Genomic DNA, 25,430 nt, shown 5'->3' with positions numbered 1-25,430 from the left:
CAAAACAGACACAAAAAACCTCCAGTCGCCGCTGAGTAGCAACAACTGGAGGTATATCTATCTATTATTCAAATATCATTTTATTCGTAGATTGGCAGAACCTGATTCGTCTGCTCACGGTTACGACCTACAGAGAAGATCGCGATCGGAATACCTGTCAGTTCAGACACACGTTTTACGTAGTTCTGTGTGTTCACCGGCAGATCTTCCAGCTTCTTCGCTCCAGTAATGTCCTCACTCCAACCTGGCATTTCTTCGTATACTGCTTCACATTCAGCCAGCATTTTGAGGCTAGCCGGGTAGTGTGTGATAACCTCGCCACGGAATTTATAACCTGTGCAGATTTTTACGGCATCCAGACCTGTCATAACGTCCAACGAGTTCAAGGACAGCCCTGTAATGCCGCTTACACGACGAGCATGACGAACAACCACACTGTCAAACCAGCCCACACGACGCGGACGTCCAGTTACCGTTCCGTACTCATGACCTGTCTCACGGATCTGGTCGCCAATCGCATCATGCAATTCTGTTGGGAATGGGCCGTCACCTACACGAGTTGTGTATGCTTTCGCTACGCCAATAACTTGCTGAATGCGTGCTGGACCAACACCCGAACCGATACATACGCCGCCTGCAGACGGATTGGAAGAAGTCACATATGGATACGTACCTTGGTCAAGGTCCAGCATCACACCTTGTGCGCCTTCAAACAGTACTTTTTTATTCTCATCAATGGAATCATTCAGCACAACCGATGTATCCTTCACATAAGGACGAAGAATTTCTGCATAACCGAGGTAATCTTTCAGAATCTCTTCCACATCCACTGGAGTACCATTGTATACTTGCTCGATAACACGATTTTTCTCTTTAACCAGATGACGCAATTTCAATTCGAAATCTTCTGCATCCAGCAGATCCACCATACGGATACCAATTCGGGCAGATTTGTCCATGTAACAAGGGCCAATTCCTTTACCGGTTGTACCAATTTTGTTCGGGCCTTTGCTCTCTTCCTCCAGTGCATCCAGAACCATGTGATACGGCAGGATGATATGTGCACGCTCACTGATGGACAGGTTTTTCGTTGTAAAACCGTTATCATGAATATAATTAATTTCTTCGATAAGTGCCTTCGGGTTGATAACCATACCGTTACCGATCACACAAGCTTTGTCTGTGTAAAAGATACCCGATGGAATCATCGTCAATTTATACTTTTTGTTGTCGATCAGAATTGTATGGCCAGCATTGTTACCTCCTTGGTAACGAGCCACCACATCAGCGCTTTCCGCCAAATAATCCGTAATTTTACCTTTACCTTCGTCTCCCCATTGCGTTCCCACTACAACTACCGTTGACATAGTTAACATACCTCCGTGGGTGCCTTGCGCACCTTTGTATTGGTCTGTCCGTCCTCTATCCCGGCAGGCATGTTACGCAATAAACCGACTGAGAAGCGTGCTAACGGACAGTAAAAATGTCCTTCCGTTACATTCAAGGGAAGGTTTGCGCTGCTTTAACGCAGCAATATTAGTGTACCAGTCCCCTTTTTCAAAGTCAAATGAAATGGCGAACAATTATATATGGCACATGCTTAATGTTCGGAATTATGACCGAATTCCACAGTAAAAAACCGGTGACCCAGTCTTGTTTACCTTGACTGCATTCTCACCGGTACTTTTACATTTGCAATTGATTGACGCTATATATGGTATAAATCCTAATATTCAACCATGCATTCTCCGATTACTGGTTGTACGGATAGCCTGTGCACCCCTGTTCAGAGCATTCGCAGTCTATCCGCTACATCGCGAAGGCATCATTATGCGCCCTCTCGTAATTGACGAATTTATTAAAGTTTTTCAAAAAGACTAACTCTACCGTACCTACGGGACCATTACGCTGTTTGGCAATAATGATCTCGATAATATTTTTCTTCTCGGTTTCCTGGTTATAGTAGTCATCCCGGTACAGGAAGGCTACGATATCAGCATCTTGCTCGATCGAACCCGATTCCCGCAAGTCACTCATCATCGGACGTTTATCCTGACGTTGCTCTACACCCCGGCTAAGCTGAGACAAGGCGATAACCGGAACTTCCAGTTCCCGGCCAATCTGTTTCAGTGTACGTGAAATCTCGGATACCTCTTGTTGACGGTTCTCTCCGGCTTTGCCACGTCCACTGATCAATTGAAGGTAGTCGATCAGAATCATACCGAGACCCTTCTCTTTTTTCAGACGACGGCATTTCGCACGGATATCGGCTACCGTGATGCCTGGCGTATCATCAATGAAGATATTCGCTTCGTTCAAAGCAGCGATACCCATGGTCAGCTTCTGCCAGTCTTCATCGCCTTTGAATTCTCCTGTACGAAGAACTCCCGCATCCAGATTGGCCTCGGCGCAGATCATCCGTTGTACGAGCTGTGCCGCGGACATCTCCAGACTGAAGATGGCTACCGTTTCTTGTGCCCGAATACCTACATTCTGCGCGATATTCAAGGCAAAGGCTGTCTTACCTACGGATGGACGCGCCGCTACAATGATCAAGTCACTGCGCTGAAATCCAGCGGTCATCTTGTCCAAATCGATGAAGCCGGAAGGAATCCCGGTTGTCGTTCCCCGGTTTTGATGCAACGTTTCGACCTTGTCGAATACTTCCATGAGAACATCCTGGATCGCAATAAAACCACTGCTGGAGCGTCTATTGGAAATCTCCAAGATACGGCGCTCCGCTTCGCCGAGCATACCTGCGACATCTTCGCCGCCTGTGTATCCTTCACTTACGATCTGCGTAGCTGTGCGAATCAGACGACGAAGCATCGATTTCTCTTCGATAATCTGCGCATAATAATCCACGTTGGCCGCTGTTGGCACACCGTGAGCAAGCTTGGCAAGGTAGCTGACACCACCGATGTCCTCCAGCTCGCCTTTATCCTTCAGACGCGAAGTCAGCGTGACAAGGTCAATCGGTTGATTTTCCTCACCCAGCTGAATCATTGCTTCATAAATCAATTGATGGGGCTTATCGTAGAAATCCTCGGTTTGCACCCGTTCCATCGCTGTAATCAGAGCTTCGCCCTGCAACAGGATTGCACCCAGCACTGCCTGTTCGGCTTCCAGGTTCTGCGGGGGAATCCGGTCGAATAGCATTTCGCCGCCCATCTTACTCCTCCGTTACCTGTACCTTCAAGGTTGCCTTCACTTCAGGGTGAACCTTGACGATCACTTGTGTTACACCAAGCGTACGAATCGGATCATTCAGCTCGATTTTACGCTTGTCTATTTTCAGACCTTTTTTGGCCAAAGCTTCCGCGATTTGTTTACTTGTAATGGCACCAAATAGACGGCCGCCTTCACCTGCTTTTGCCTTGAGTTCCGTCACTTCTGCTTCCAGCTTTTTCGCAAGTACTTCAGCTTCGGCTTTCTCTTCCTGCTTGAGTCTTTCTTCAGCCGCCTTCTGATTATCCAGTGTTTTCATGTTGCCTTCTGTTGCCAGTCGTACAATTCCCCGTGGCAACAGGAAGTTCTGTGCGTACCCTTCCGATACTTCCTTCACTTGCCCTTTCTTGCCTTGACCCTTCATATCTTTTATAAAAATGACTTTCATTCGAATAACCCCTCTTCCTTTTCGATTTCAGCCAGGACGTTCATCAGCCGTTTCTCCGCTGCTCCCAGCGTTCCTTCAAGCTGCACCGCAGCATTCGTTAAGTGGCCACCGCCACCTAATCGTTCCATAACAACCTGCACATTCATGCGCCCCAGTGATCTCGCACTGATGCCAATCAGTCCATCCGGACGCTCACTGATCACAAATGAGGCGACCACATCGGTCATGTTCAACAATGTGTCCGCCACCTGGGCGATCATCATTTGTGAAATCTTATTGCCCGGACCCGTAACTGCCAGCGCAATGTTCCCGTATACCATTTTAGCATGCTTTATGATTTCTGCCTTAGCAATATATTCTGACAAATCCTCTTTCATCAGCTTCTGGACCATAATGGTATCTGCGCCACTGCGACGAAGGAAGCCTGCAGCTTCAAATGTTCTCGAACCCGTATGCAGCGCAAAATGCTTCGTATCCAGCGTGATGCCCGCGAGAAGCGCCGTTGCTTCAAGTGGAGTAAATTGTACCTTTTCATGAATATATTGCAGAAGCTCCGTGACAAGCTCAGCGGCAGATGAAGCATAAGGTTCCAGATAGATTAGTACCGCATCATTAATAAATTCCTCACCCCGGCGATGATGATCCACTACCACTACACGGGTTGCAGATTGCACCAGTCTAGGTTCCATCGTCATCGAAGCCTTATGGGTATCCACAACGACTAGCAGTGTATGCTCTGTCATCAACTGTGTGGCTTGCTCGGGCGAGATCAAAGCTTTGGACAATTTCTCGTCCTTGTTCACCTGCTCCATCAGCCGTTCAATAGAAGGATTCACCCCGTCCAGCACAATACGAGCCTCAACGTTGTACAGACTCGCCGCCTTCCACACCCCAATCGATGCACCGATGGCATCCATATCCGGCATTTTGTGACCCATGACAATCACCCGGTCACTTTCCTGCATCAAATCTCGCAGTGCATGAGCAATAACCCGTGCTCTGACGCGTGTGCGTTTCTCCACCGCATTGGACTTTCCACCGTAAAACGATAAACGTTGGCCCGACTTCACAGCCGCTTGATCCCCGCCTCGTCCAAGCGCCATATCCAGACTTGATTGTGCCAGTTCACCCATCTCGCTGATGCTGTCTGAACCCGATGCAAGTCCGACGCTAAGCGTCATCGGTACTTTCAGATCGGCTGTCATCTCCCGAACTTCATCCAGAATAACAAACCGGCTCTGTTCAAGCTCCTGCAGAGACTTATGATTTAGCATCATCAAGTAACGATCTGAAGAAAGGCGACGGAGATACACGCCATATTGCTTCGCCCAGGCTGTAATCTCACTGGCGACTCGCGCGATGAGCGCTGTACGTTGCTGGTCATCCATGCCTTGAGCAGCCTCATCCAGATTGTCCAGAACAAGAATGCCCAGGGCAATGCGTTCATTCTCATATTTATCCCGCAGTACAGCTAACTCGGTGATCTCGTAGACATATACGTACCGCTCCTGCGGATTGTGAATTACACCGTAATACCGATCATCCAACTGGAATTCATCATGGAATTCCTTGGGTGAAGGTTCTTTCGATCCATCCTTATCCTTCTTCTCCTTCGGTTGGGGGAGATGTGGGAACAGGTTAAGCAGTGAACTGCCAACGACCGTCTTCTCATGGAACATCTCTGCAACGAAGCGGTTATGCCACTCTATCGTACGATCCTCGCTGTACAGCACAATTCCGAAGGGAAGCATGCTGACCGCCTCACCCTCCATACGTTTAATACGAATGGTAAGGCCATTAATATAGTCATTAAGCTCCCGGCGGAATGCCAGTTCTGCCTTGATCATGACGATTCCCAGCGCCGAAGCCAGTATCAGACTAATCAAACCAAGCGTCCAGTTATAGATAGTAACCAACATCACTAGCAGCAACAGCAGTATGAACGCCCATACGGTATAATAGCCGTGCCAGCGTTTCTTTAGAAATTTAGGCATGACTCATCACCCTATCGTTTTGATTTCGATATTGCCTCACGGATCGGGAACGCCAGATCAATAATTCCGACAATCCGAAGCGGACCAATGAAGAACACTGCCGCTCCCAATAAAAATGGAATAATCGGGTTCCATCTTTTTGTATGCGAGAGGAAAAAGAAGAAACCGATGGCTTGAATCATGAAACCAAGATTAATTAATGGTGACAAGTTCATCGCAATCATCTTCCAATATGATCCGTCATTTTGTCTGGATACTACCTCAATAATCAATGCGAGGAAATAATACCAGATCAATGCACGTGGCATACGCCATTCTCGTGCAGGTGGAAGTTTGGATACGTTCAAGCCCATAACACTCAGAATTGGACGAGCAATGATATGTGTGATGAATGCCATGACCATCGACGTAACGACCAGTGCAAAAGGAATCATTAACTGTGTTTGTTTAGCGATATCTTCGGTCATTTCAGGCGTCCAAACGAAGCCATTGATCATCTGATTCGAAGAATTCGTGAGTGGTTCGATCGTTAGCTGTACCACATCTCTGATATAACTGGACAGATCAAATTGGAAAATGAGACTGCCCACCAAAAGTAACAACAGATATTCTGCCAGCATCGTTCCGGCACCTGTCATTAAAGCAAACAACGCCGATTTTTGTTTTTTATACGCGTGCCCCATAGCGATTGCTGGCAAAATTAAGATCACCATGAATAACAGATAAATCGGATGGACCATCGCCAAAATAATAGCAACCGGTGCGAGATGCAAAATAAAGGATTTTACAGATAATGAGGCATACAAAATAACTCCCGGAATCATCATAAAAAATATAGAGAGCACCGATAAAGGAGTTAGTAGCGAAAGCAGTAAAAGTAAAAGCACTGCACTCCAGACAGCTGATTTAAAGCTAAATTTCAACAAATTCACCTCTTACGCATATGATCTTCTAGTGCGGAAATATCCTGGTACCAGTCTTCCAGCTGGTGACCTTCCTGTTTATGCTTTTTCAACTTCTCCACAAGCAGAGCATCGAGATCCTTAAACGGAATACCGAGCCGACGGCCCAATATGTAACTGCTCATCATTAAACTGGCAAGACTATCTCCGATTCGAATCGTGCTGCCTTCCCACAATGCTTTAAATAATCGGGATACCTGATCAAGTACTTCGGTTTTCAGCCATTCAATCACTTTAGCCCGCTTGGCTACATCCAGTTCTTTAGGCATTTGGCGAAAGTCACTCTCCCCCGAAAAAGCTTTATTCTCGATTATAGCATAAAAAAGGGGCCTGCAAAATTAACCCCAAAAACGAAGAAAGTCTCCGAAACCCCATGTCAGGTGTGATCCCGAGCCCCGTATGTCTTATTCATATATATTCGTAATAATCACTGTGATTATGCCTGTCAGCATCATTATTCCAAAAAGAATTCAACTATTTAGCCTTCATGGACTCCTTGGCAACAATTCCTTCGCAGTATTCAATGATCTGACTGCGTCTTACAATCCCGATAAAGCGTTCCATATCATCTACGACTGGGACAAAATTCTGCACCTTGGCTAGGTTAATTAAATCCTCCATATTGGCATCGATGGATACCGGCTTGATATCGAGTCTTAGCGGAACGTCCTTAAGAAGAAATTTTGAAGCGTTTTCAAATGATATCTTCCCCTCCGCATTTTTCATATACCACAACAAATCGCCTTCCGTAACCGTACCAATATATTTACCTTCCTTATTCAAAATAGGCACTGCTGTAAACCGATGATATTCCATCCGTTCCAGCGTTTGCCGCAGTGTAGAGTCCGACGTCACACATGTAACCTCTTGTTTGGGTAGCAAAAAAAATGCGATGTTCATACCCTCATGTATCCTCCTTGTGTATTTCTCGTTCAACTAGATCGCTCAACTTATATTATACGTTATAGAACGAAGGATGTTCCAAAAGGTTGAAAATCTTACACGATGAAAAGCCTCACACAATGAAAAAACAGCAGCCCGCTCATTAACGTACTGCTGATTGTTGTGTAAGACAAACCATCTGTATGGAGTTAACTATTCAATCTTCTGCCGGTCAGGGATCATGACTTCACCGGCTGGGGTCGATTGATCCATCCAGTTTTTAATCAGCTCTTTGGCATATTGAACATCTTTTTCATCGGCACGGCCATAATAAATGCCGTTTTTGCGCATACCTTCGCTCAAAATCGTAAAGCTGGAAACCTGTGGTTTCTCCTGTGTCAGCACCTGTTTCGCCAAATCAATAATAAAGTTTGGCTGCATGTCGGTCTGAAAATTATCGCCCATGATCTGAAATAGCTCAGGGATTTTCGCGATTTGATTCAGATTCAACATCTTGTTTGCAAATGCATTCAGGAAGATTTGTTGCCGATTCGTGCGGTTAAAGTCACTGTCTTCCCGATATCTCACGTAATAGAGTGCTTCCTGCCCGTCGTAAATCGGTTTACCGCCCTTAATCGTGAACTGCTCATGATTTGGATCTTTGTTCACAATGTCCTTATCAATTGGCAGTGATATACCCCCGAGGGCATCAACCACCTTTTTGATCCCCTGAAAGTTAATCGTTGCGTAATAACCTACGTCAGCATCGAGAAACTTTTCCACCGTATTGATGGACATATTCTCCCCGCCGAAAGCGTAAGCATGCGCAATTTTGTCATAATCATCCGTTCCGTCTTTGTCCGCATCTTTTCCCACGATCTGCACATATGTGTCACGCGGAATAGATACCAGCAACACTCGAGATTCCTTCGGACGAACAACAGCATAGATGACTGCATCCGAACGTCCACGTGACTTCTCGTAATCTCGTTTATCGGAGCCCAAGAGCAACACAGAGAATGGTTCTTTTCGATATACCGTCGGATCTGGCGTTTTATTGCCTTCCTGCGGCACGTAAGAATGCGTTAGCTGCGCTTCTACCGTATCTGCCAGAAACAGGTCAAAAGCGGCCACAGCCAACTGCTGACGGAAAATATAACCGCCAATGAGCAGAACGACGAGGGATATAAGTGTTATATAGAGGCCTTTGCGACTTTTTTTCTTCTTTTCTTTAGTTCTGCTTTTCATCTGTCGATTCCTTCTTCACTCTCAAAATTGAAATTCATTACTACCCATTAAACGTCAGCAACGTCTGATGACACGCAGTTCTCCAAACTTTTATTTCTCTTTGAGCCGGAGTACCGCTGATGCTCGTTCATGCTCGTTCTATTGTAATCATTCCTGCATCATGAAAAGTTACAATCGGGTTAAATTGAAAAGAACAGCGACCCCTTTTTCGGTTACAAAAGGTTCACTGTTCTCCCGTTCTCCTCATTTTACTTTCTAAATATTATATGGATCCCAGCGATCCATCTGGTTTCTGCTTCTGTTTCTCTTTTTGACGAAGACGTCCCGTTATAAGAGCCACGATCAAGGTTAACACGCTAAAAATAACTGCTGACCAGAAAAGTCCGTTGTACCCTTGGCCTGTCGTTTGATGTACAGCCTGAAGCAACGTTTCCCGTATATTAGCATCCGGAATTTTGGATAACCCCGCCATGAGACTGGAGACGTCATTACCTGATGCTCCACCAGAAGCATATTGCTCCAGCGCAGCTGGTGGTACTTCAATTCCTCGATCTGCCAGACCTGACTGGATGTTCGAACCCAGGTTAGAAAAAGAACGTGCCAGGAATCCGGCGAAGATCGTCGGTGCAATAGCCATCGCCATTTGGCGGAACAAAGAGCTGGTTGCTACCGCAATACCTTTATTGTTCTCACCTGCCTGTTCGGTCACCAGAACGTTAACTGGCGCACCCAGCATCATACCAAAACCAATGCCGACAAGGGTACTCGCGATAACAAACTGCCAGATATGCTCTACCCACAGCGGGAATAATAGGAAACCAATCGCAGAGAGCAAGCCAGCTACCGACAATGTCCAGATTGGTCCTTTGCGGTCAACGAGGTACCCTCCTCCTCCTGCTCCAATCCCAGAAGCCAGAGCGAGCGGTGTAAACCAGTAACCCGAAGCCGTGCTTGATACGCCTAGATATTGCTCTACAAAGCCAGGAATGAAGATAACGGAGGCCAGAATGGCTCCTGAGAAAAAGGCAATGAGCAGCGTCCAGCGGAAGGACGCGATGCCAAGCAGTTTTGTGGAAACGACCGGTTCACGGTCTGATCCTTCCAACCTTTTTTCCATAAAATAAAAGATCACCAGCACAGCTACACCCACTAAAAAGAAGCTATAAAACATCGGTGAGGCCAAGCTTTGAAGCATGTTCACACCGTCGAGATTGCTGAAGCTGTACATCAGACTCAGTACGCCTAATGTTAAGACCGCTATGCCGCTCCAATCGACAGCCGCTCGGCTTAACTCCTGTTCTTCCTGGATATAACGAATTCCGGCAATGAACAGCAGGATTGCAATCGGTACGTTGATGAGAAATAACCAATGCCAGTTCCCCGTAATATCAAGGATGAATGCGCCGATGTTAGGACCAAGAATAGCTGCAATGCCGTTCATACCTCCCAGAAGCCCCAGAGCTGTACCCTGCCGCTGAGCAGGAAATTTGCTAAGCACATAAGAGCTCGCAATGATAAATATCCCGCCTCCACCAAGCGCCTGAATCACCCGGGCAATCAGGAAAAAGGTAAACGAAGTACTTAATGCAACCAGAAACGATCCGATTCCGAATAAAGCAACCTCAATGAGAAACAGTTTTTTGCGTCCAAATCGATCTGACAGCTTGCCCGCAATCGGTACACTGATCGCAAGCCCAAGCGTGTATAAAGTAATCGTCCAAGCACCCCATGTTGGCGAAACACCAAACGAGGCATTTAATGTGGTCAGCGACGATGTAATTATTCCGTTATCCAGTGCGGCCATAAATACACCCACGGCAAAGAGAATCAATGGCCATTTCATTTCTTTTTGCATCCTGGATTCCTCCTTCATCTGATCTTGTACATTCTCGTACAGCTCTTCATACGATCTATATAAACGTGAATGAATAAGAATGACTCACTGGTCATTTTAAAATAAAGCGAGCCTATATGTCAATTGATGAATATTGATTGGGCCAAACCATGCGAACATCTGCATTTCCATTTCCATGATGTATTTCTCTATCTCACGATTCAAAAAAGAGGTTGTTCCCTAATCCCTCATGGGGAATCAGAGAACAACCTTAGCTTTTGTTACTGCATCAAATGACGGTTCAGGAACTTCTCCATAGCGCGGTAGAGATCCAGTTGATTCTCCACATTGGCGAAGCCGTGCCCTTCATTCATTTTCAACATATAAGGCACATCGACTCCACGTTTGCGCAGTGCTTCTACGATTTGATCAGACTCTGCCTGTTTGACACGCGGATCATTGGCCCCCTGAACAACAAGTAGCGGTGCTTTCATCTGATCGACATGGAAGAGCGGTGAGATCGCGGTAAGCAACTCTTTGTCCTTCACAGGATCACCAACGCGCTCATAAAACAGGTTGCGCCCTGATTCCCAATATGGAGGTAACGAGTTAAGCAACGTAAAGATGTTGGATGGACCTACATAGCTAACCCCAGCAGCATATACGTCCGGTGTGAAGGCCAGGCCAGCGAGCGCCGCATAACCCCCATAAGATCCACCATAGATAGCAACTCGCTTCGGATCAACTGTACCTTCTTTTACCAGCCAGTTCACACCATCGGTGAGATCATCCTGCATGGCTTTACCCCACTGCTTGTTGCCTGCCTCTAGAAACTTCTTACCATAACCTGTTGATCCACGGAAGTTCACTTGGAGGACTGCATATCCGCGGCTTGCCAAGAACTGAACATCCGGACTATATCCCCATGAATCACGAGCCCAAGGTCCACCATGCGGAAGAACAACCAACGGAAGATTAGATGATGTCTCGCCCTTTGGCAGCGTTAGATATCCATGAATGTCCAGACCATCCCGAGACTTGAACGTAATTGGTTTCATATCTGCCATTTTGGTCTCATCAATCCATGGAGCCGTATCCGCCAGTTTATCCAGCTTACCTGTTTTGGAATCATAGAAATAATACGTGCCCATCGATTTGTCACTGTAAGATATAAAGAGTACCTGCCCATCGTCACTTGTACTTATAATACTAACCTCTTTGCCAGGTACCTTGGCTTTGATATCCTGCATGAGTGTCTTGAAGCCATTGTCAAAATACTCATAGTTTACCTTGTCTGTCTCATAGACTGCTGCAAGGATCTTTCCTTTTTCTTTGGAAGGAATAACATTGCTGACATCGACATCTTTGTTTTCAAAAAGAGTTTTGGTTACCTTCTTCGTTGCTGGGCTATATTCCACAATAGCCATTTTGTCTTGCTCCAGATTGGATACCGCATACATGTTCTTGTTGTCGCTTGTGAACATGACAGGAACGAACGTATCTCCCAGATCTGTGGTGAGCAACGGCTGGAACGGCTGATTTTCTGCATCACGGTACAATAAGGAAGACACATTGCCATCACTGGATATGGCCACACGAATTTTTCCCTCATGGTCTGTCATCCAGCCAGTAATGTTACCTGGGTTTTCCGCAGCAATAACTGCCTCTCCGGTCTTGATATTGATACGGTATACATCAAAAATTCTCGGGTCACGCTTGTTCATGCTCACCAAAATTTCATCTGGAATATTCTCCAAAGGATCGACAAGCATAGCTCTTGTGTTTGGATAAGGTGTCAGATCTTTGCTATTTTTGCCATCAATATCAGTAACATATAAGTGATAGTTCTCGTCTCCGGCTGCATCTTTTGCATACAGCAGTTTGTCATTCGTTGCCCAGGCAAAACTAGCAATACTGCGATCTGTTTCACTTGTAATACGTACAGGTTTATCTTGACCATTTGCCGTAACCACGATGTTCATTCGATTGTTCCACGGTTCCATGTAAGCCAGATGTTTGCCATCCGGGGACATTTGGAAAGCTGCCTGAGCAGGCTGTTTGAAGAAGTCTTCGAGCGGTGTGACCCCTGCTTTTTTCACATCAAGCCCTAAGGCAAGGTACAATGCTCTCGCAAATTCCCCATGCGTTACTGCTTGTTTTGCATGAAATGCACTACCTTCAATAATGAAATGTTGTTTAACTCGGACAGCGTCATTCACATGTACAGCCGGGATTTGGTCAGCATCACTGTAAACCACCTGGATTCCGTTATCCTTCAATTCGAATGCTCGTGTGAACAGAGAGGCCATCTGAGCGCGTGTGAGCGGGGCATCTGGCGCATACCCTCTGGTATTACCTTGAATGAGATCACCTTGTTTCAGCGCATAAATGGCCGGCGCTGCTACATGATCTGACAGAACATCTGCAAAGCCTGTAAGGGTTGCCGGAGCATCCAGTTCAAGCACACGCTGTAGAATAATCGCAGCTTCAGCACGTGTTATAGGTGTTGCTGTTTCTTTCATTCCATCTGTGGTGCCATCTATGTATCCCAGTTGTTGCAGTGTCTGTGTCGCCTTGGAAACGATAGATTCCGAGACAGCCGCCGTAGGTTTGACTGCTTCGGCTGCCTGTACGGCAGGCTGAATCAAGGCAATCGACATGGCCATAGACAGCGTGAGTGCATACACTTTTTTGCTAATCGGGTTCAAATGTTTTCCTCCTTATAAGTGAATTACAGGATAATATGGATCTATACATATCCTATTTTACTATGATTATCCATATAGTAACAGCGGCAACTCTCCTTGACACGGGTGGTACGTTTAATTTACTTTTGTGTTCGAAAATCCATAATTCAACAGCTTACGGGTTTCAATAAACCGCCCTTCCCTCGTATCTGATCCAAATACAACCGAAATTAGACGCTTGCCATCCCGTTCTGCTGTTCCGACGAAATGATAACCCGTATCCTCATCATATCCAGTCTTTAACCCATCATTTCCTTCATAAGCATATGGACCGCCGATTGAAGATAACATCCAGTTTGTATTGCTCATATAGATCCCCTTTTGGTGCAAGGAGACTTGCATCTGATTGGATACTTTAAGAATCTCGGGATGATGGTCAAGCAAATATCGAGCAAGCTTGCAGGCATCCATCGCAGTCATTAACGTTTGACCCTCGATATTCTGTGGACGGTAAGGACCAAGCATAGTCTCGCCTAGACCTGTGGAGTTCGTGAAGTGAGTATCTCCTGACAAACCAATCTCAGCAGCCTTCTGATTCATCCGTTGTACAAATTGATGCTCTGAACCGCTGATATGCTCAGCTAAAGCAATGGTAGCATCATTGGCAGAGTATACCGCCACCACTTGGAATAGTTCCTGAACAGTGAATCGATCCCCCTGCTTGAGTGCAAGCTGATTGCCACCAACAGAACTGGCATAACGGCTGACATTAACAGGATCATCCCAACGAATATCTCCTCTCATTGCAGCCTCCATCACAAGTAACTCCGTCATTAACTTGCTGACACCTGCGGGAGCAATCTCTTCAGAGCCATTGTAATCCATCAGCACCTTTTCCGAATTCATATCCATCAAAACAGCTGATTCTGCTTTAATGCCTGGTTTACCAACCAGCATGTCCGGTTTTACTCCCAAATATATAATAACTAGTAAAGTGAACAGCATCCCTGCACGTTTCCACCATATTTTCATCGATTCATCACCTCTTACTTATATAGACGTAGCAAAGAGGAATTTTGTCTGCACTTTTTTGAGAAAAAATTAAATTTTTTTTATTTTTTGGTTACAAAAAAAACATGGATTCCTTCCACCCCATGCCAGAGTGTCGGAATCCATGTTTAGTTTATTCATAATTACTGAGCAACAACCGGTTTATCTGCATTTACTGCCAGATCGCTCAAGTATACGCCAGTTCCATCACCAATCGCATAGTTCATTACACGTTTGTTAACTGGGGATACCACAGCACGATACAACGTTGGGAATACTGGAACTTCATCTACCATGTATTGTTGCCACTCATTGTAGATCTCTTTACGTTTCTCTACGTCAAATGCTTCAGCAGAGATACCACGTGCCAGCAATTTGTCGTTCTCTTCACTGGAGAAACGAGGGAAGTTATAGAGTGCATCACGTCCATACAGACCTGATGGGTCAACGTCGATACCAACGCCCCAAGCCGCTTGATACACATCGACATTTGGATCATCTTTACCTGTGTTACCTACACGGTCGTAGAAGTTGTTAAACTCGATCATTTCCAAGTTTACTTTCAGACCGATTGCTGCCCAAGATTGAACATAGTAACGTGCGAGTGGCTCAGCTGTGTCGCCACCTGTCATAGAAATAAAATTGATTTCAAGTGGTGAACCATCTGGCTTCGTACGGAATTCTCCGTCCATTTTATAGCCAGCTTCGTCAAGCAATTTCTTTGCAGCTTCCGGATCATATTTCACACCTGGATTGTTGGAATCATGGAATTCAGGGTGAGAAGGCGGAATCAGCGTTGTTGCATTCCAGCGAAGACCATTGTAGAAACGTTTACCTACTTGGTCATTATCTACAGCCATCCACATCGCTTTACGCAGGTTTTTATCACCCATTTTTGCGTCAGGATTGGATTTAACTTTATTGTTTTCAGCATCCCACGTTCCAAGTTTGAAACCGATATACGTATACGCACGGTCGATTGCACCCAGGAATTCAACGTTGGATAGATTAGCATTATCTTTATACTGATCTGTCGGGAAGGAGTCTACCAGATCTACACCGCCAGATTTCAGCTCTTGAACAACCGTTGTCGGGTTGATTACTTTCAATGTTACTTTGTCCAGTTTCGGAGCTCCACGCCAGTAGTCATCGTTTTTAACAAACGTTACAGACTCACCTGGTGTGATCGTTTCTACTTTAAACGGACCAAAACCAATTGGCTTCTCACGTACTTCTTTGGAAGAAGACATTTTCGCAATATCCATACCACCAAAGATATGTTTGGCTAATGGATATGTCCACACGCCGCCTGTCAAAAGGGATGGCGTTGCTTCTTTATACGTAATGCTGATTTTTTTGTCACTCAGCACTTTAATACCAGAGATTGTTTTTGCTTTTCCAGCATGATATTCATCCATACCTACAACACTCGTGAAATTGGAATCATACCGCGGGCCATCATAGCCTTTGCCACCGATGACTTCATAAGCAAACTGCAAATCTTCAGCCGTTACTGGCTTGCCATCATGCCAGTTTACATTGTCACGAATCGTGAGTGTAAACGTTTTGCCATCTTCCGATGTTTCATATGTTGCAGCACCATCATTGGTGTAGACATAGTCTTTATCCCAAGTCAGCAAACCTTCGTCAAACCATTGCAAAACTTGCGCATCTGGATTACCGGAATAGAAGTTAAAGTTTAATGTACCTTCAAAAGCAGTATCGGATACGAGACCAAAGGTAAGTGATCCACCTTCGATGGCTGTACCTTCATTCTTTTTGACATTGCTGAAATCCTCAATGGAGTAAACCCCTTCTTCTTTCGCAGGTTTCTCCTCCGTTTTTCCTTCTTCTGTTTTGGCTCCTGGTGCAGGAGTTGCTGCTTCTTTCTCGGAGCACGCCGCAAGCGCCAATACAAAGACCAGCATCATCGTGAAAAATAGTCCTCGTGAAAATAATCCCTTTTTCATGAACCTTTCCTCCCTTTTTTTAACCTCTTCTTTGTCTTGCATCCGTCGCACGTTTTAAGGCCTGTCCGACATTATTTATACTCAACATCAATACCAGAATCAGCAGTGATGCAGGTAGCCATATCCACCATCTGTATTCCAAAGTTTGCGGATTACGTGCATAACTTACGAGTGTTCCAAGACTCGGTGTGCTTTCCGGGAAACCAAACCCTAGGAAAGACAACCCGGATTCAAGACCAATATTAGCAGCCAGGTTCAATGTCATCGTAACAATGATAATTGAGCTCAGGTTGGGAAGAAGCTGCGATACAATAATTTTAAAGTGAGAAGATCCAAGTGTTTTGGAAGCTTTAATGTATTCAAGTTCACCTTCCTGTAGCGCCTTGGATCGAATCAACCTGGCAATTCCCATCCATAGGAAGGCGGTCATAATGAGAGAGAATGAAACGATATTATATTTCGGTACAGCCGTTACAAAGGCGATAACCATCATCAGGAATGGTAAGATCATGAAAAAGTCCACTACACGCATGAACATATTATCAATCATTCCGCCGAAGTATCCCGAAAGCACACCAACCAGAATGCCAATAAATCCAGTCATTAAGGTTACCAGAATACCGATGGTTAGCGAGTTTCTTGTCCCTATAACAAGCTGACCAAATACATCTCGGCCACCATAGTCCGTTCCCAGCCAGTATTGTGCGGATGGCGGCTCATACAGAGCAAACAAATCAACTTTAACAATATCGTCCTGATTCAGGATCATGGAAGTTCCATATACAAGCAGGATGACAAGCCCCAGGAATATGAGCGAAACGAGGGCTACTTTGTCCCTGACCAACTCTCGCCACACAATGCTTAAGCCGGAAGGGCTTTTATCAACCTTCTGTGAAGTTACAATAACATCATTGGTCTTGCTCATCTGTTTTCACCCCGAAATCTTCAAGTTCTTACTTAATGCGAATACGCGGATCGACCAATCCCAGAATAATATCAGACAGCAGTGAGCCGAGAATCGTAGCAATCCCATATAATAATACGAGTGCTGTGACTACACTGAAATCCCGTAATGAGATGGAATTCAGGAACAACTGTCCCATACCCGGGTAGCTGAATATACTTTCAATGAAGATGGTCCCGCCAATTAGCCCCGTAATCTCATACCCGAAAAATGCAGCAATCGGCAACAGGGAGTTCCGCAAAATATGTCTGTTGTAGATTCGGGATTCCGAAGCACCTTTGGCTCTCGCCGTAAGTACAAATTCTTTATGTTTGATATCAATAATCTCGCTGCGTAAATACTGTACCGTAGATACAGTGGAGATTAAAGCCATTGATAATGCTGGAAGAAGCAAATGGTGAATCTTGCTTATAACATATTCGAATGTCCCTGGTGTAAGCCCCGGTGCAACACTTCCCCCGGTTGGAAACCAACCAAAACGGAAACCGAAAATCCAGACCATGACTAGAGCAAAAATGAAAAGTGGTGCTGCAAAACCCAGGTACGTATATCCTGTAATTAAACGGTCAGACCAGGTGTCGTTATAACGACCGCTGATGATACCGAGTGGGATAGCAATAAGATATGTGAGAACCAGTGTTGCCAAAGCAAGCCAGAATGTATTGGCAATCCGTTGACCAATAAGGTCTGTTACTGGCATTTTGAAACGGAAGGATTGTCCAAAATCACCCATAGCAGCATGTCTGATCCAGTCCCAATACTGTATATACCATGGATTGTTCAACCCTAGACGTTCACGCTGTTCTTCCAGCGCTTTGGGATCAATACTTGGATCAAGCAATCCTGTCAACGCGTCGCCTGGCATGGCTTTGGCCATCAGGAAGACCAGAATACTAAGCAAAATTATTTGAGGAATCATAATGAATATTCGGCGTACAATAGTTTTCCACATATGGCTTTCAACCTTTCTGAGGTAAAGCTACCCGGTGAGTATCGGAAATGGATTGGAGCGAATAAGCAAGCCCTTCCTCATCGAAGAAATTGCGGTATGAATTTTCATACTCGGATTTGATCTGCTGTCGGAAAGCTATCATTTCCTCACGTTTGGTTGGGTCCATATCCGGAATCGCTGCAATAAGACGCTTGGTATAGATATGCTGGGGATTTTCAAAAATATCATCTGTTGTCCCTTGTTCCACATATCGACCTTTATACATAATTCCGATCTGGTCGCACATATGACGAATAATGCCCAGATCGTGGCTGATAAACAAATACGTCAGATTCAGTTCTTTCTGGATCTCCTGCATGAAGTTGAGCACCTGGGCTTGTACGGATACATCCAGTGCAGATACGGGTTCATCAGCGATAATCAGTTTGGGCTTGAGTGCAATGGCACGGGCGATTCCAATCCGTTGGCGCTGTCCCCCTGAGAATTCATGCGGATACTTGTAGATAGACTCGGGACTTAGCCCGACCTTCTCTAACAAGCTGCCGACTTGCCTCTTCTCTTCCGTTGCCGTCAGTCGTTCATAGTTCCTTAGAGGCTCAGCAATGATGTCCATAACGCGCTTCTTCGGGTTAAGAGAGGAGTAAGGATCTTGGAAAATCATCTGTACATCCCTCTGAAGCTGGCGATCTTTGCGTCGTTCTTTGGTCAAATCCCTGCCATTAAATAAAATTTTGCCGCCTGTCACATGATTCAGACCAATAACAGCTCTGCCTGTTGTTGTCTTGCCTGAACCTGATTCTCCAACAAGCCCATAGGTCTGTCCTTCTTCAATGGAAAAGCTGACATCGTCAACCGCTTTGACACTGTCAATCTCCCGTTTCAGTAATCCTCCGCGAATCGGAAAGTGTATTTTGAGTCCTTCTACTTCAAGTAGTGCCATTATGTTATTCCTCCTCCGCTTGATCAGGGAAATGAAAGTGCTGATAGCAGGTACACCTTACGAAGTGTCCTGGCGCAATTTCATGCATCTGCGGGTTATCTTCATGAGCCGAGTCGCTAATCCATGGAATTCGCGCCTTGAATCTGCACCCCTGCCTTGGAAGATTTTTGAGAGAAGGTACAATACCTTGAATGACATGTAATTTGGATTTTTCTTCGGTAATAGTAGGGATCGAGTTCAACAATGAACGTGTATAGGGATGTTTTGCATTGGTCATCAAAGTAACAATATCCGCTATTTCAACAATTTCTCCTGCATACATGACAGCTACCCGATCAGCCATCTCAGCCACTACACCAAGATCATGCGTAATAAGGATAATGCCTGCATTAATCTCATCCTTCAGCTCTCGAATCAACTCGAGAATTTGCAACTGAATAGTAACGTCAAGTGCTGTTGTTGGTTCATCGGCAATGAGCAGTTCTGGCTTGTTGGCAATTGCGATCGCGATAACAATACGTTGCCTCATGCCACCAGATAGTTCGTGGGGATATTGCTTATATATTTGTTCGGGACGTGGAATCCCTACCTGGTTCAATAAGTGAATAACCTTTTCCCGCTTCTCTCTGGAAGACAGCTTCGGTTGATGAAGCGTAAGGATCTCTTCAATCTGTTCACCTATGATCATTAGAGGATTAAGTGCGGATAATGGATCCTGAAAGATCATGGCCATTTCTTTTCCGCGCAGTTTGTTCAATTGATTAGGGGATATGTTGGCGATATCTCGCCCTTTATAGAGAATTTGGCCTTCGATTTTGGCTTTGTTATGCAATCCCATTAGAGAAAATGCAAATGCACTCTTACCTGACCCTGATTCTCCAACAATAGCCAATACTTCATTTTTCTTAACCTTAAGATTAACGTGATCGACTGCTGCGTAATAGTTATCTTCAATTCTGAATGATGTCGTTAAGTCTCTGACTTCCAATAGCTCTTTATTCAAATCAATCACCCTAACCCTGTAATTTCATCAGACTGTATTCATAAGTAGAAGAATGCATCCACTGTATATTTCCATGTTGTTCCTCAAATTGAACAAAAGTGTATACAAAATACCTTATCGTTAACAGAATCAAGATTATAGTCTTCAATTTAAACCATTGGTCAATTAATGTTTATAATTCCTAGCGGAATTATAAATACAAATAATTACTGTAATCATACGTGTAATTTTAGTTAACGTCAATCATTATTTTGAGATTTTTGGAATAAATGTTTTCTATACTACAGTTTTGGGTAATAGTTTTGTTTAAAAGGTATATATAACAGGGTTTTAGTGTGAGATTTAAGTGCATTTGGGTGGATTTACAATAATATGAGGCGAGTGTACTGATTTTTTTCGTGCGCATATATAACGAATATATAACATATATATGACACTATAGGTAGTGTTAAGGACAAATAGTGTGTGTATAGCTTAGTTAATGTAAATAGCATGTCATATTTAGGGGGATTTTGTCGTTTAATAGACTCTATATATACAGGTCAAAATGAACCTTATATTTATACATTTATTCAACGTTTGTAAGATAAACATAAAAATCTAGTTATTATAGTATAGTTTTATTTAATTGTTGCTGTAAAGAGTTAATTGTTATTTTTGAACATTTATTTTACAAAAGAAAGAAAAAAGTCCTGCAAAAAGCAGGACTTTTCTAATAAATATACATAATTGCGCATATATACTATTATCTTTACTGTGCCGTTGGTGGTCTTTTACCACGTTTTAAATCACGAATGGTTAAATCAAAATCCATCTGTAAATGAGGATAGTCCGGAAAGTTAGTCCAGTCCCCACCCCAGGTGAAACCTAGCTCTTTAGCTAAATCAACAACCTCCGTCCAATCTGCTTTACCATTGCCATTATCATCTCGTTTCATATCCCAGACAATATCTCCATCAGGGGTTCTTAGGGCAAAATCAATGGCAAGTCCATAGTTATGATATGACTCTCCTCCTCTTGCGTTGGTGACAATATTCCCAGAAGATGAACGTCCCTGTGCAAAGAGAGCATCTTGTTCCTCCACACTTCGATATCCATGTGTAATCACAACTTCTATACCTCGCCTGGCAGCCATACGAACTAATACACCTTCACTTTCGGCAACAACTGGATGCAAACCGGTAATGGGTAAAGGCTCAGGGATTATTTCATCTTGCCATATCTCTCCCAAGTCTCCTTTTTGTTGCAACCATACAAATACAATGGATAGAATAATCGTTGCGATGATCCAGTTTCTCAGACTTTTCTTCCTTCGCTGTCTTTCCTTACGTAATGATGAATTCATATGTTCTCCTACATTTTTTCTACTCATCAAACTTCTTTTCTATTCAAAGGCTTCATTTCAGGTAAACTAACTTCTATTATAATTCATCTCAGCTTTGAATGCTTCTTCTGTAAAAATTACATGATTATACGTTTTCATTTTCTTTAATTTTCATATAGTATGCTTATCCTCAGGATTCATAGCATTTACAAACAAAAAAGCAGCCGGCTATAAGCCGACTGCTCTTGTATGCAAACTGAGTAAAGACTACTCAGTTGTGTATGGCAGCAATGCGATTTGACGGGAGCGTTTGATTGCAATCGTCAGCATGCGTTGATATTTAGCGCTAGTACCTGTTACACGGCGTGGCAAAATTTTTCCACGTTCGCTGATAAATTTACGAAGCAAGTCCGTATCTTTATAATCGATGTGAGTAATTTTGTTCGCTGTGAAGAAGCACACTTTACGACGTTTGTTGCGACCACCACGACGTGCCGGTCTTTTATCGTCTCCGCCTTCTCTTTGCTTGAAGCCCATGCTTTTCAGTCCTTTCCTATCATGTAACCGAAATCTCGTAACGAGTAACGGCTCACGTTAAAATGGCAAATCATCATCCGATATATCAATCGGTTTTCCGTCATCGGAAAAAGGATCCTGATTGTTGCTACGCGCAGCATTATTGTTGCTTGCACGTCCGCCGCCGCCTCCATAAGAAGGCTCTTCACGCATAGGTTGACCCCCGCCGCCACCGCCTTCACGGTTAGCTGACTCCAAGAAACGAACATTATCGGCAATGACTTCGGTCACGTATACACGTTTTCCTTCGTTATTCTCGTAGTTCCGTACTTGAATGCGTCCTTCGACTGCAGCCAGACGACCTTTACGCAAATAGTTTGCACAAGTCTCGGCAAGCTGTCTCCAGGTTACGACCGGAATAAAATCTGCTTCCCGCTCTCCTCCTTGGCTTGTAAACGGTCTGTCTACGGCCAAAGTAAATTGTGTCACGGCTACTCCTGCTGGAGTATAACGCAACTCAGGATCCCGGGTTAACCGGCCGATCAGAATGACACGGTTCAACAATGTAATCCCCTCCTTCTGAGCGTATTGGTGCGATAATCACGAGTTATTGTCTTAGGCAGACTTAACGTCGTTTGTAATGAGATAACGAATAACTTCGTCAGAAATCTTCATGAGACGCTCAAGCTCAGTAACTACTGCTGGTTCAGCAGTGAAGTGTACCAGAACATAAACACCATCACGGAATTTCTTGATCTCATACGCAAGACGGCGTTTACCCATAACGTCGTGAGCTGTAACCTCACCACCGCCGTTGGAGATGATGCCTTGGAATTTATCGACTGTAGCTTGAACAACTTCTTGCTCAACGTCAGGACGAATAATGTACATCACTTCATATTTGCGCATAATTTTCACCTCCTTATGGACTCTGGCCCTCAATCCAGGTTGAGAGCAAGGAACGAGCACAAACTCGAACTATATTAATATAACAAATACGGAGACCAAATGCAAGCAAACGTTCCCTGTACATATTGGTACATAATCACTAACATGATCAGCTCCTTGCCGGAACACACTATAGAAGTTATTACGATCTGCAATCTGTAGAGGAGGCTGCTTATTATGGGTGAAAGAACCGAGTTCGAACCAGGAGACAAAGCACCGAATGATGGAGAGTACAATGAAGTCGGAGAGAAAAGCTTTCACACGGAGATTAATGATCCCAAGCGAGTAACGTTGAAAAAAGGCGAGGCCTTTCCGGAAACGAGTAATCACAACCGCAAGTGGAAAAAGCTGACCAAAGCACGCGTCCACTAAATATTTTTTCAATACCGCGTATATAAAACGTCAGTTAGCACATAATACAATCAGGCGGTACACGAGAGAGGTGTGGTTCCGTTGGACAACGAAGCCGATTTTTCGATGTTGGAGATGCATCACGTAATATAAGAAGCTTGTGGGTGTATAAGACTCTTGTCTGAAGCACAGGTATTGCTGCAAGCAGTACAGCCAGCGTTTCTATCGTTACGACCGATTGTGATCTAACTAAACATGTACCGCCGGATAAAGAGCCCTTCTGGGCTCTTTATTTTTTATAGATGACCATTATAAAGAACCGCTAAAAGTAATTAAAAGAAGTAAAATAAAAAGACTCCCCAATTGGAAAGTCTCTTCAGCGTTGTTTATAAAGACTCCAGTCAATGGAGTTATGTAAGCATCTTCCGAATATCTAAATGACTTAAGTGGCGGAAAGGGTGGGATTCGAACCCACGCACGCTGTGACACGCCTAGCTGATTTCGAGTCAGCCCCCTTGGGCCTCTTGGGTACCTTTCCGCAGCAAAATTGATTATATCACGCTTGTAGAAGGAAAGCAATACCTGTGCGCTGCATGCATGTAAACGCTATTTCACCAGTACGTTTTATCGCGGCTTTCTGGTTTATCATGTTGCCAAAACTGGGTATTGGTTTTCCTCTTCCACCCTGCCCTCAGGACTGCGTATCCTCTTCCACCGAACGAAGCACTTTCTTCATGTTTTTCTCAAACTTAGCCCGGGGAATCAACACGCTGTGTTTACATCCAACACATTTGATCCGGATATCCATCCCCATCCGAATGATCTCCATCTCATTGCTTCCACAGGGGTGCTGCTTTTTCATCTGTACAATATCTCCAAGCTGGAAACTTTTACGCTCCACCTGCACCATCTCCCTCATCATTATCCATCGCAGCCGCCTGCTCTAATGCAGCCAACTTGCTTCTCTCATGGTACTCCAGTATTTTCTTCACATCTCCCTGGATTTGGCGCTCCACCGAAGACCGGGAGTTCGGCATACATTCTGCTACCACACGTATGACATAATCAGAAGTGGACATGGACTGAATACCCAGCACATCAGGAACCTTCACGATATTCAAATCTCGTTCCTCAATACCTGCGAGTGATTGCTTCACCAAGTGTACGGACTCATCCAGCGTAAGATCAGCCTTCATCGGGATATCCACTACAGCGAGCGAATTAGACATCGAATAGTTAGTCACACTTGCAATCGTACCATTCGGAATGATGTGTACTTCCCCTTGCCAGCTTACCAGTTTGGTTGTTCTTAGGCCAATGACTTCAACAGTTCCTTTGAATGTGCCTGTCTGAATTACATCTCCTACAGCAAACTGATCCTCTAGAATAATAAAGAATCCAGTGATGACATCCTTCACCAATCCCTGAGCACCAAAACCAATTGCAAGCCCCAGTACACCGGCACTAGCTAGCAATGGCCCAACTTGTACATTGATCTCCGATAACAGTAACAAAATCATAATGAAATTACATGTTATCGAGGTCGCATTTTTCAACAACTCACCAATCGTAACGAATCTGCGCGGGTTGACGCGAATTTTGCCTTCCTGCTTCCGTGCCATCGAACGATCAATAACCCGAGACACCACTTTAATGACAATACGGGTGATAATGAAAATAATGAGGATGCGAATCGAACTGAACATGATGTTAAGCCACATATCCGTATCCGAAATTTTAGCCCACACCTGATCCGTCCAACGGATGGCATTAGTCACTGCCTGTGCAGCAGTTTCATTATCAGAATCATTTCCCTGGGCAAAATAAAATGACATCATGTCTGATCACTCCTCTACATCGGTATGTTATCATAGCTGTCTTCGGTTTTGAAATAGAGGCCGCGAATCTCAACAAACTCATCACGAATAATTTTCTGTACTCGCATCATATCCTCTTTTGGAAACTGAATACACAGTGCACAGCCTGCCGTAATCTCCTTAGGTGTCGGAAACAAGTCAATCTCGATCTCAGCAAACTCTAGCAGCATCTCTGCTCGCAATGCCTGTTGCGTTGAATCAAATGCAATCAACATCCAATCATCCAGCCATTCGTCCATGTCCTGCTCCTTTCAAACTTCAACCACTCTGAGGCAAAAAGCCTGTCCTTCCGAAGTATAAAATACTCTACCT

Annotated in this window: 24 protein-coding genes and 1 tRNA gene; 1 reads left to right on the top strand and 24 read right to left on the bottom strand. The window is 44.5% G+C overall.

Features of this window, described 5'->3' with window-relative positions; genetic code table 11:
- Window positions 1-80 precede the first annotated feature (80 nt).
- The 20 genes from ABIE27_RS28600 to rpsF form a co-directional block, all read right to left on the bottom strand.
- Window positions 81-1,367, bottom strand: a complete 1,287-nt coding sequence (locus ABIE27_RS28600; RefSeq protein ID WP_429352074.1) for an adenylosuccinate synthase — start codon at window positions 1,365-1,367, stop codon at window positions 81-83.
- Between the two features lie 442 nt (window positions 1,368-1,809).
- Entirely contained in the window at window positions 1,810-3,171 is a 1,362-nt protein-coding gene (dnaB, locus tag ABIE27_RS28595; protein ID WP_123067017.1) for a replicative DNA helicase, read from the bottom strand.
- A gap of 1 nt (window position 3,172) precedes the next feature.
- On the bottom strand, window positions 3,173-3,616 hold the full coding sequence (gene rplI, locus ABIE27_RS28590) for a 50S ribosomal protein L9 (RefSeq protein ID WP_123067016.1): 444 nt from the start codon (window positions 3,614-3,616) through the stop codon (window positions 3,173-3,175).
- Window positions 3,613-5,610 carry a DHH family phosphoesterase gene (locus ABIE27_RS28585; RefSeq protein ID WP_123067015.1) on the bottom strand — a complete coding sequence of 666 codons (1,998 nt, stop codon included), beginning with the start codon at window positions 5,608-5,610 and terminating at the stop codon, window positions 3,613-3,615. Before ABIE27_RS28585 ends, rplI begins: the two co-directional genes overlap by 4 nt.
- Before the next feature lie 11 nt (window positions 5,611-5,621).
- Complete coding sequence (locus ABIE27_RS28580) at window positions 5,622-6,542, bottom strand: DUF2232 domain-containing protein (protein ID WP_240037242.1); 921 nt, start codon at window positions 6,540-6,542, stop codon at window positions 5,622-5,624.
- Window positions 6,539-6,841 carry a MazG-like family protein gene (locus tag ABIE27_RS28575; RefSeq protein WP_090923575.1) on the bottom strand — a complete coding sequence of 101 codons (303 nt, stop codon included), beginning with the start codon at window positions 6,839-6,841 and terminating at the stop codon, window positions 6,539-6,541. Before ABIE27_RS28575 ends, ABIE27_RS28580 begins: the two co-directional genes overlap by 4 nt.
- A 205-nt stretch (window positions 6,842-7,046) precedes the next feature.
- On the bottom strand, window positions 7,047-7,472 hold the full coding sequence (locus tag ABIE27_RS28570; protein WP_090923576.1) for a CBS domain-containing protein: 426 nt from the start codon (window positions 7,470-7,472) through the stop codon (window positions 7,047-7,049).
- Between the two features lie 195 nt (window positions 7,473-7,667).
- Window positions 7,668-8,702, bottom strand: a complete 1,035-nt coding sequence (locus ABIE27_RS28565; RefSeq protein ID WP_429352073.1) for an LCP family protein — start codon at window positions 8,700-8,702, stop codon at window positions 7,668-7,670.
- 262 nt (window positions 8,703-8,964) lie between these two features.
- Window positions 8,965-10,575, bottom strand: coding sequence for an MFS transporter (locus tag ABIE27_RS28560; RefSeq protein ID WP_429352072.1), 1,611 nt, complete (start codon window positions 10,573-10,575; stop codon window positions 8,965-8,967).
- 242 nt (window positions 10,576-10,817) lie between these two features.
- The gene (locus ABIE27_RS28555) at window positions 10,818-13,244 is read right to left on the bottom strand and encodes a S9 family peptidase (protein ID WP_123067012.1); all 2,427 of its coding nucleotides are present in this window, start codon (window positions 13,242-13,244) and stop codon (window positions 10,818-10,820) included.
- Between the two features lie 114 nt (window positions 13,245-13,358).
- On the bottom strand, window positions 13,359-14,255 hold the full coding sequence (locus ABIE27_RS28550) for a D-alanyl-D-alanine carboxypeptidase family protein (RefSeq protein WP_123067011.1): 897 nt from the start codon (window positions 14,253-14,255) through the stop codon (window positions 13,359-13,361).
- Window positions 14,256-14,416: 161 nt separating this feature from the next.
- Window positions 14,417-16,243, bottom strand: coding sequence for an oligopeptide ABC transporter substrate-binding protein (locus ABIE27_RS28545; RefSeq protein ID WP_123067010.1), 1,827 nt, complete (start codon window positions 16,241-16,243; stop codon window positions 14,417-14,419).
- A 19-nt stretch (window positions 16,244-16,262) separates the two neighbouring features.
- Window positions 16,263-17,168, bottom strand: a complete 906-nt coding sequence (locus tag ABIE27_RS28540) for an ABC transporter permease (RefSeq protein WP_123067009.1) — start codon at window positions 17,166-17,168, stop codon at window positions 16,263-16,265.
- Between the two features lie 28 nt (window positions 17,169-17,196).
- Entirely contained in the window at window positions 17,197-18,159 is a 963-nt protein-coding gene (gene opp4B / locus ABIE27_RS28535) for an oligopeptide ABC transporter permease (protein ID WP_123067008.1), read from the bottom strand.
- Window positions 18,160-18,166: 7 nt separating this feature from the next.
- Window positions 18,167-19,099, bottom strand: a complete 933-nt coding sequence (locus ABIE27_RS28530) for an ABC transporter ATP-binding protein (RefSeq protein ID WP_123067007.1) — start codon at window positions 19,097-19,099, stop codon at window positions 18,167-18,169.
- A 4-nt stretch (window positions 19,100-19,103) separates the two neighbouring features.
- A complete protein-coding gene (locus ABIE27_RS28525; protein ID WP_123067006.1) occupies window positions 19,104-20,102 on the bottom strand; it encodes an ABC transporter ATP-binding protein in 999 nt (332 codons plus the stop codon).
- 751 nt (window positions 20,103-20,853) lie between these two features.
- A complete protein-coding gene (locus ABIE27_RS28520) occupies window positions 20,854-21,474 on the bottom strand; it encodes a M15 family metallopeptidase (RefSeq protein WP_240037240.1) in 621 nt (206 codons plus the stop codon).
- Between the two features lie 219 nt (window positions 21,475-21,693).
- Entirely contained in the window at window positions 21,694-21,963 is a 270-nt protein-coding gene (rpsR, locus tag ABIE27_RS28515; protein ID WP_090923587.1) for a 30S ribosomal protein S18, read from the bottom strand.
- Window positions 21,964-22,020: 57 nt separating this feature from the next.
- Window positions 22,021-22,506 carry a single-stranded DNA-binding protein gene (gene ssb / locus ABIE27_RS28510; RefSeq protein ID WP_090923588.1) on the bottom strand — a complete coding sequence of 162 codons (486 nt, stop codon included), beginning with the start codon at window positions 22,504-22,506 and terminating at the stop codon, window positions 22,021-22,023.
- Window positions 22,507-22,557: 51 nt separating this feature from the next.
- Window positions 22,558-22,851: a 30S ribosomal protein S6 gene (gene rpsF / locus ABIE27_RS28505; protein ID WP_024629534.1), complete on the bottom strand. Its 294-nt coding sequence runs from the start codon at window positions 22,849-22,851 to the stop codon at window positions 22,558-22,560.
- A gap of 216 nt (window positions 22,852-23,067) precedes the next feature.
- Between rpsF and ABIE27_RS28500 the strand changes: the two genes are divergently transcribed.
- A complete protein-coding gene (locus tag ABIE27_RS28500; RefSeq protein ID WP_429352071.1) occupies window positions 23,068-23,262 on the top strand; it encodes a YjzC family protein in 195 nt (64 codons plus the stop codon).
- Window positions 23,263-23,688: 426 nt separating this feature from the next.
- On the opposite strand, the gene ABIE27_RS28495 is transcribed toward ABIE27_RS28500, so the two are convergent.
- The 4 genes from ABIE27_RS28495 to ABIE27_RS28480 form a co-directional block, all read right to left on the bottom strand.
- Window positions 23,689-23,779, bottom strand: a tRNA-Ser gene (locus ABIE27_RS28495).
- Window positions 23,780-23,932: 153 nt separating this feature from the next.
- Window positions 23,933-24,142, bottom strand: a complete 210-nt coding sequence (locus ABIE27_RS28490; protein ID WP_123067004.1) for a DUF951 domain-containing protein — start codon at window positions 24,140-24,142, stop codon at window positions 23,933-23,935.
- Window positions 24,132-25,079 (bottom strand): mechanosensitive ion channel family protein, encoded by a 948-nt coding sequence (locus ABIE27_RS28485; RefSeq protein WP_123067003.1) that lies wholly within the window; start codon window positions 25,077-25,079, stop codon window positions 24,132-24,134. The genes ABIE27_RS28490 and ABIE27_RS28485 overlap by 11 nt, the downstream gene beginning before the upstream one ends.
- Before the next feature lie 14 nt (window positions 25,080-25,093).
- Entirely contained in the window at window positions 25,094-25,357 is a 264-nt protein-coding gene (locus ABIE27_RS28480) for a DUF3343 domain-containing protein (RefSeq protein WP_192895163.1), read from the bottom strand.
- Window positions 25,358-25,430: the final 73 nt, after the last annotated feature.

The organism is Paenibacillus sp. 4624, from assembly GCF_050435065.1.
Classification (GTDB): Bacteria; Bacillota; Bacilli; order Paenibacillales; family Paenibacillaceae; genus Paenibacillus; species Paenibacillus amylolyticus_D.
This window is presented reverse-complemented; position numbering and strand designations above follow the sequence as displayed.

Coding starts and splice junctions, on each gene's coding strand:
- ABIE27_RS28600 (WP_429352074.1), bottom strand. CDS start 1,367: ATGTCAACGGTAGTTGTAGTGGGAACGCAATGGGGAGACGAAGGTAAA.
- dnaB (WP_123067017.1), bottom strand. CDS start 3,171: ATGGGCGGCGAAATGCTATTCGACCGGATTCCCCCGCAGAACCTGGAA.
- rplI (WP_123067016.1), bottom strand. CDS start 3,616: ATGAAAGTCATTTTTATAAAAGATATGAAGGGTCAAGGCAAGAAAGGG.
- ABIE27_RS28585 (WP_123067015.1), bottom strand. CDS start 5,610: ATGCCTAAATTTCTAAAGAAACGCTGGCACGGCTATTATACCGTATGG.
- ABIE27_RS28575 (WP_090923575.1), bottom strand. CDS start 6,841: ATGCCTAAAGAACTGGATGTAGCCAAGCGGGCTAAAGTGATTGAATGG.
- ABIE27_RS28570 (WP_090923576.1), bottom strand. CDS start 7,472: ATGAACATCGCATTTTTTTTGCTACCCAAACAAGAGGTTACATGTGTG.
- ABIE27_RS28565 (WP_429352073.1), bottom strand. CDS start 8,702: ATGAAAAGCAGAACTAAAGAAAAGAAGAAAAAAAGTCGCAAAGGCCTC.
- ABIE27_RS28560 (WP_429352072.1), bottom strand. CDS start 10,575: ATGAAGGAGGAATCCAGGATGCAAAAAGAAATGAAATGGCCATTGATT.
- ABIE27_RS28550 (WP_123067011.1), bottom strand. CDS start 14,255: ATGAAAATATGGTGGAAACGTGCAGGGATGCTGTTCACTTTACTAGTT.
- ABIE27_RS28545 (WP_123067010.1), bottom strand. CDS start 16,243: ATGAAAAAGGGATTATTTTCACGAGGACTATTTTTCACGATGATGCTG.
- ABIE27_RS28540 (WP_123067009.1), bottom strand. CDS start 17,168: ATGAGCAAGACCAATGATGTTATTGTAACTTCACAGAAGGTTGATAAA.
- opp4B (WP_123067008.1), bottom strand. CDS start 18,159: ATGTGGAAAACTATTGTACGCCGAATATTCATTATGATTCCTCAAATA.
- ABIE27_RS28530 (WP_123067007.1), bottom strand. CDS start 19,099: ATGGCACTACTTGAAGTAGAAGGACTCAAAATACACTTTCCGATTCGC.
- ABIE27_RS28520 (WP_240037240.1), bottom strand. CDS start 21,474: ATGAGTAGAAAAAATGTAGGAGAACATATGAATTCATCATTACGTAAG.
- rpsR (WP_090923587.1), bottom strand. CDS start 21,963: ATGGGCTTCAAGCAAAGAGAAGGCGGAGACGATAAAAGACCGGCACGT.
- rpsF (WP_024629534.1), bottom strand. CDS start 22,851: ATGCGCAAATATGAAGTGATGTACATTATTCGTCCTGACGTTGAGCAA.
- ABIE27_RS28500 (WP_429352071.1), top strand. CDS start 23,068: ATGGGTGAAAGAACCGAGTTCGAACCAGGAGACAAAGCACCGAATGAT.
- ABIE27_RS28485 (WP_123067003.1), bottom strand. CDS start 25,079: ATGATGTCATTTTATTTTGCCCAGGGAAATGATTCTGATAATGAAACT.
- ABIE27_RS28480 (WP_192895163.1), bottom strand. CDS start 25,357: ATGGACGAATGGCTGGATGATTGGATGTTGATTGCATTTGATTCAACG.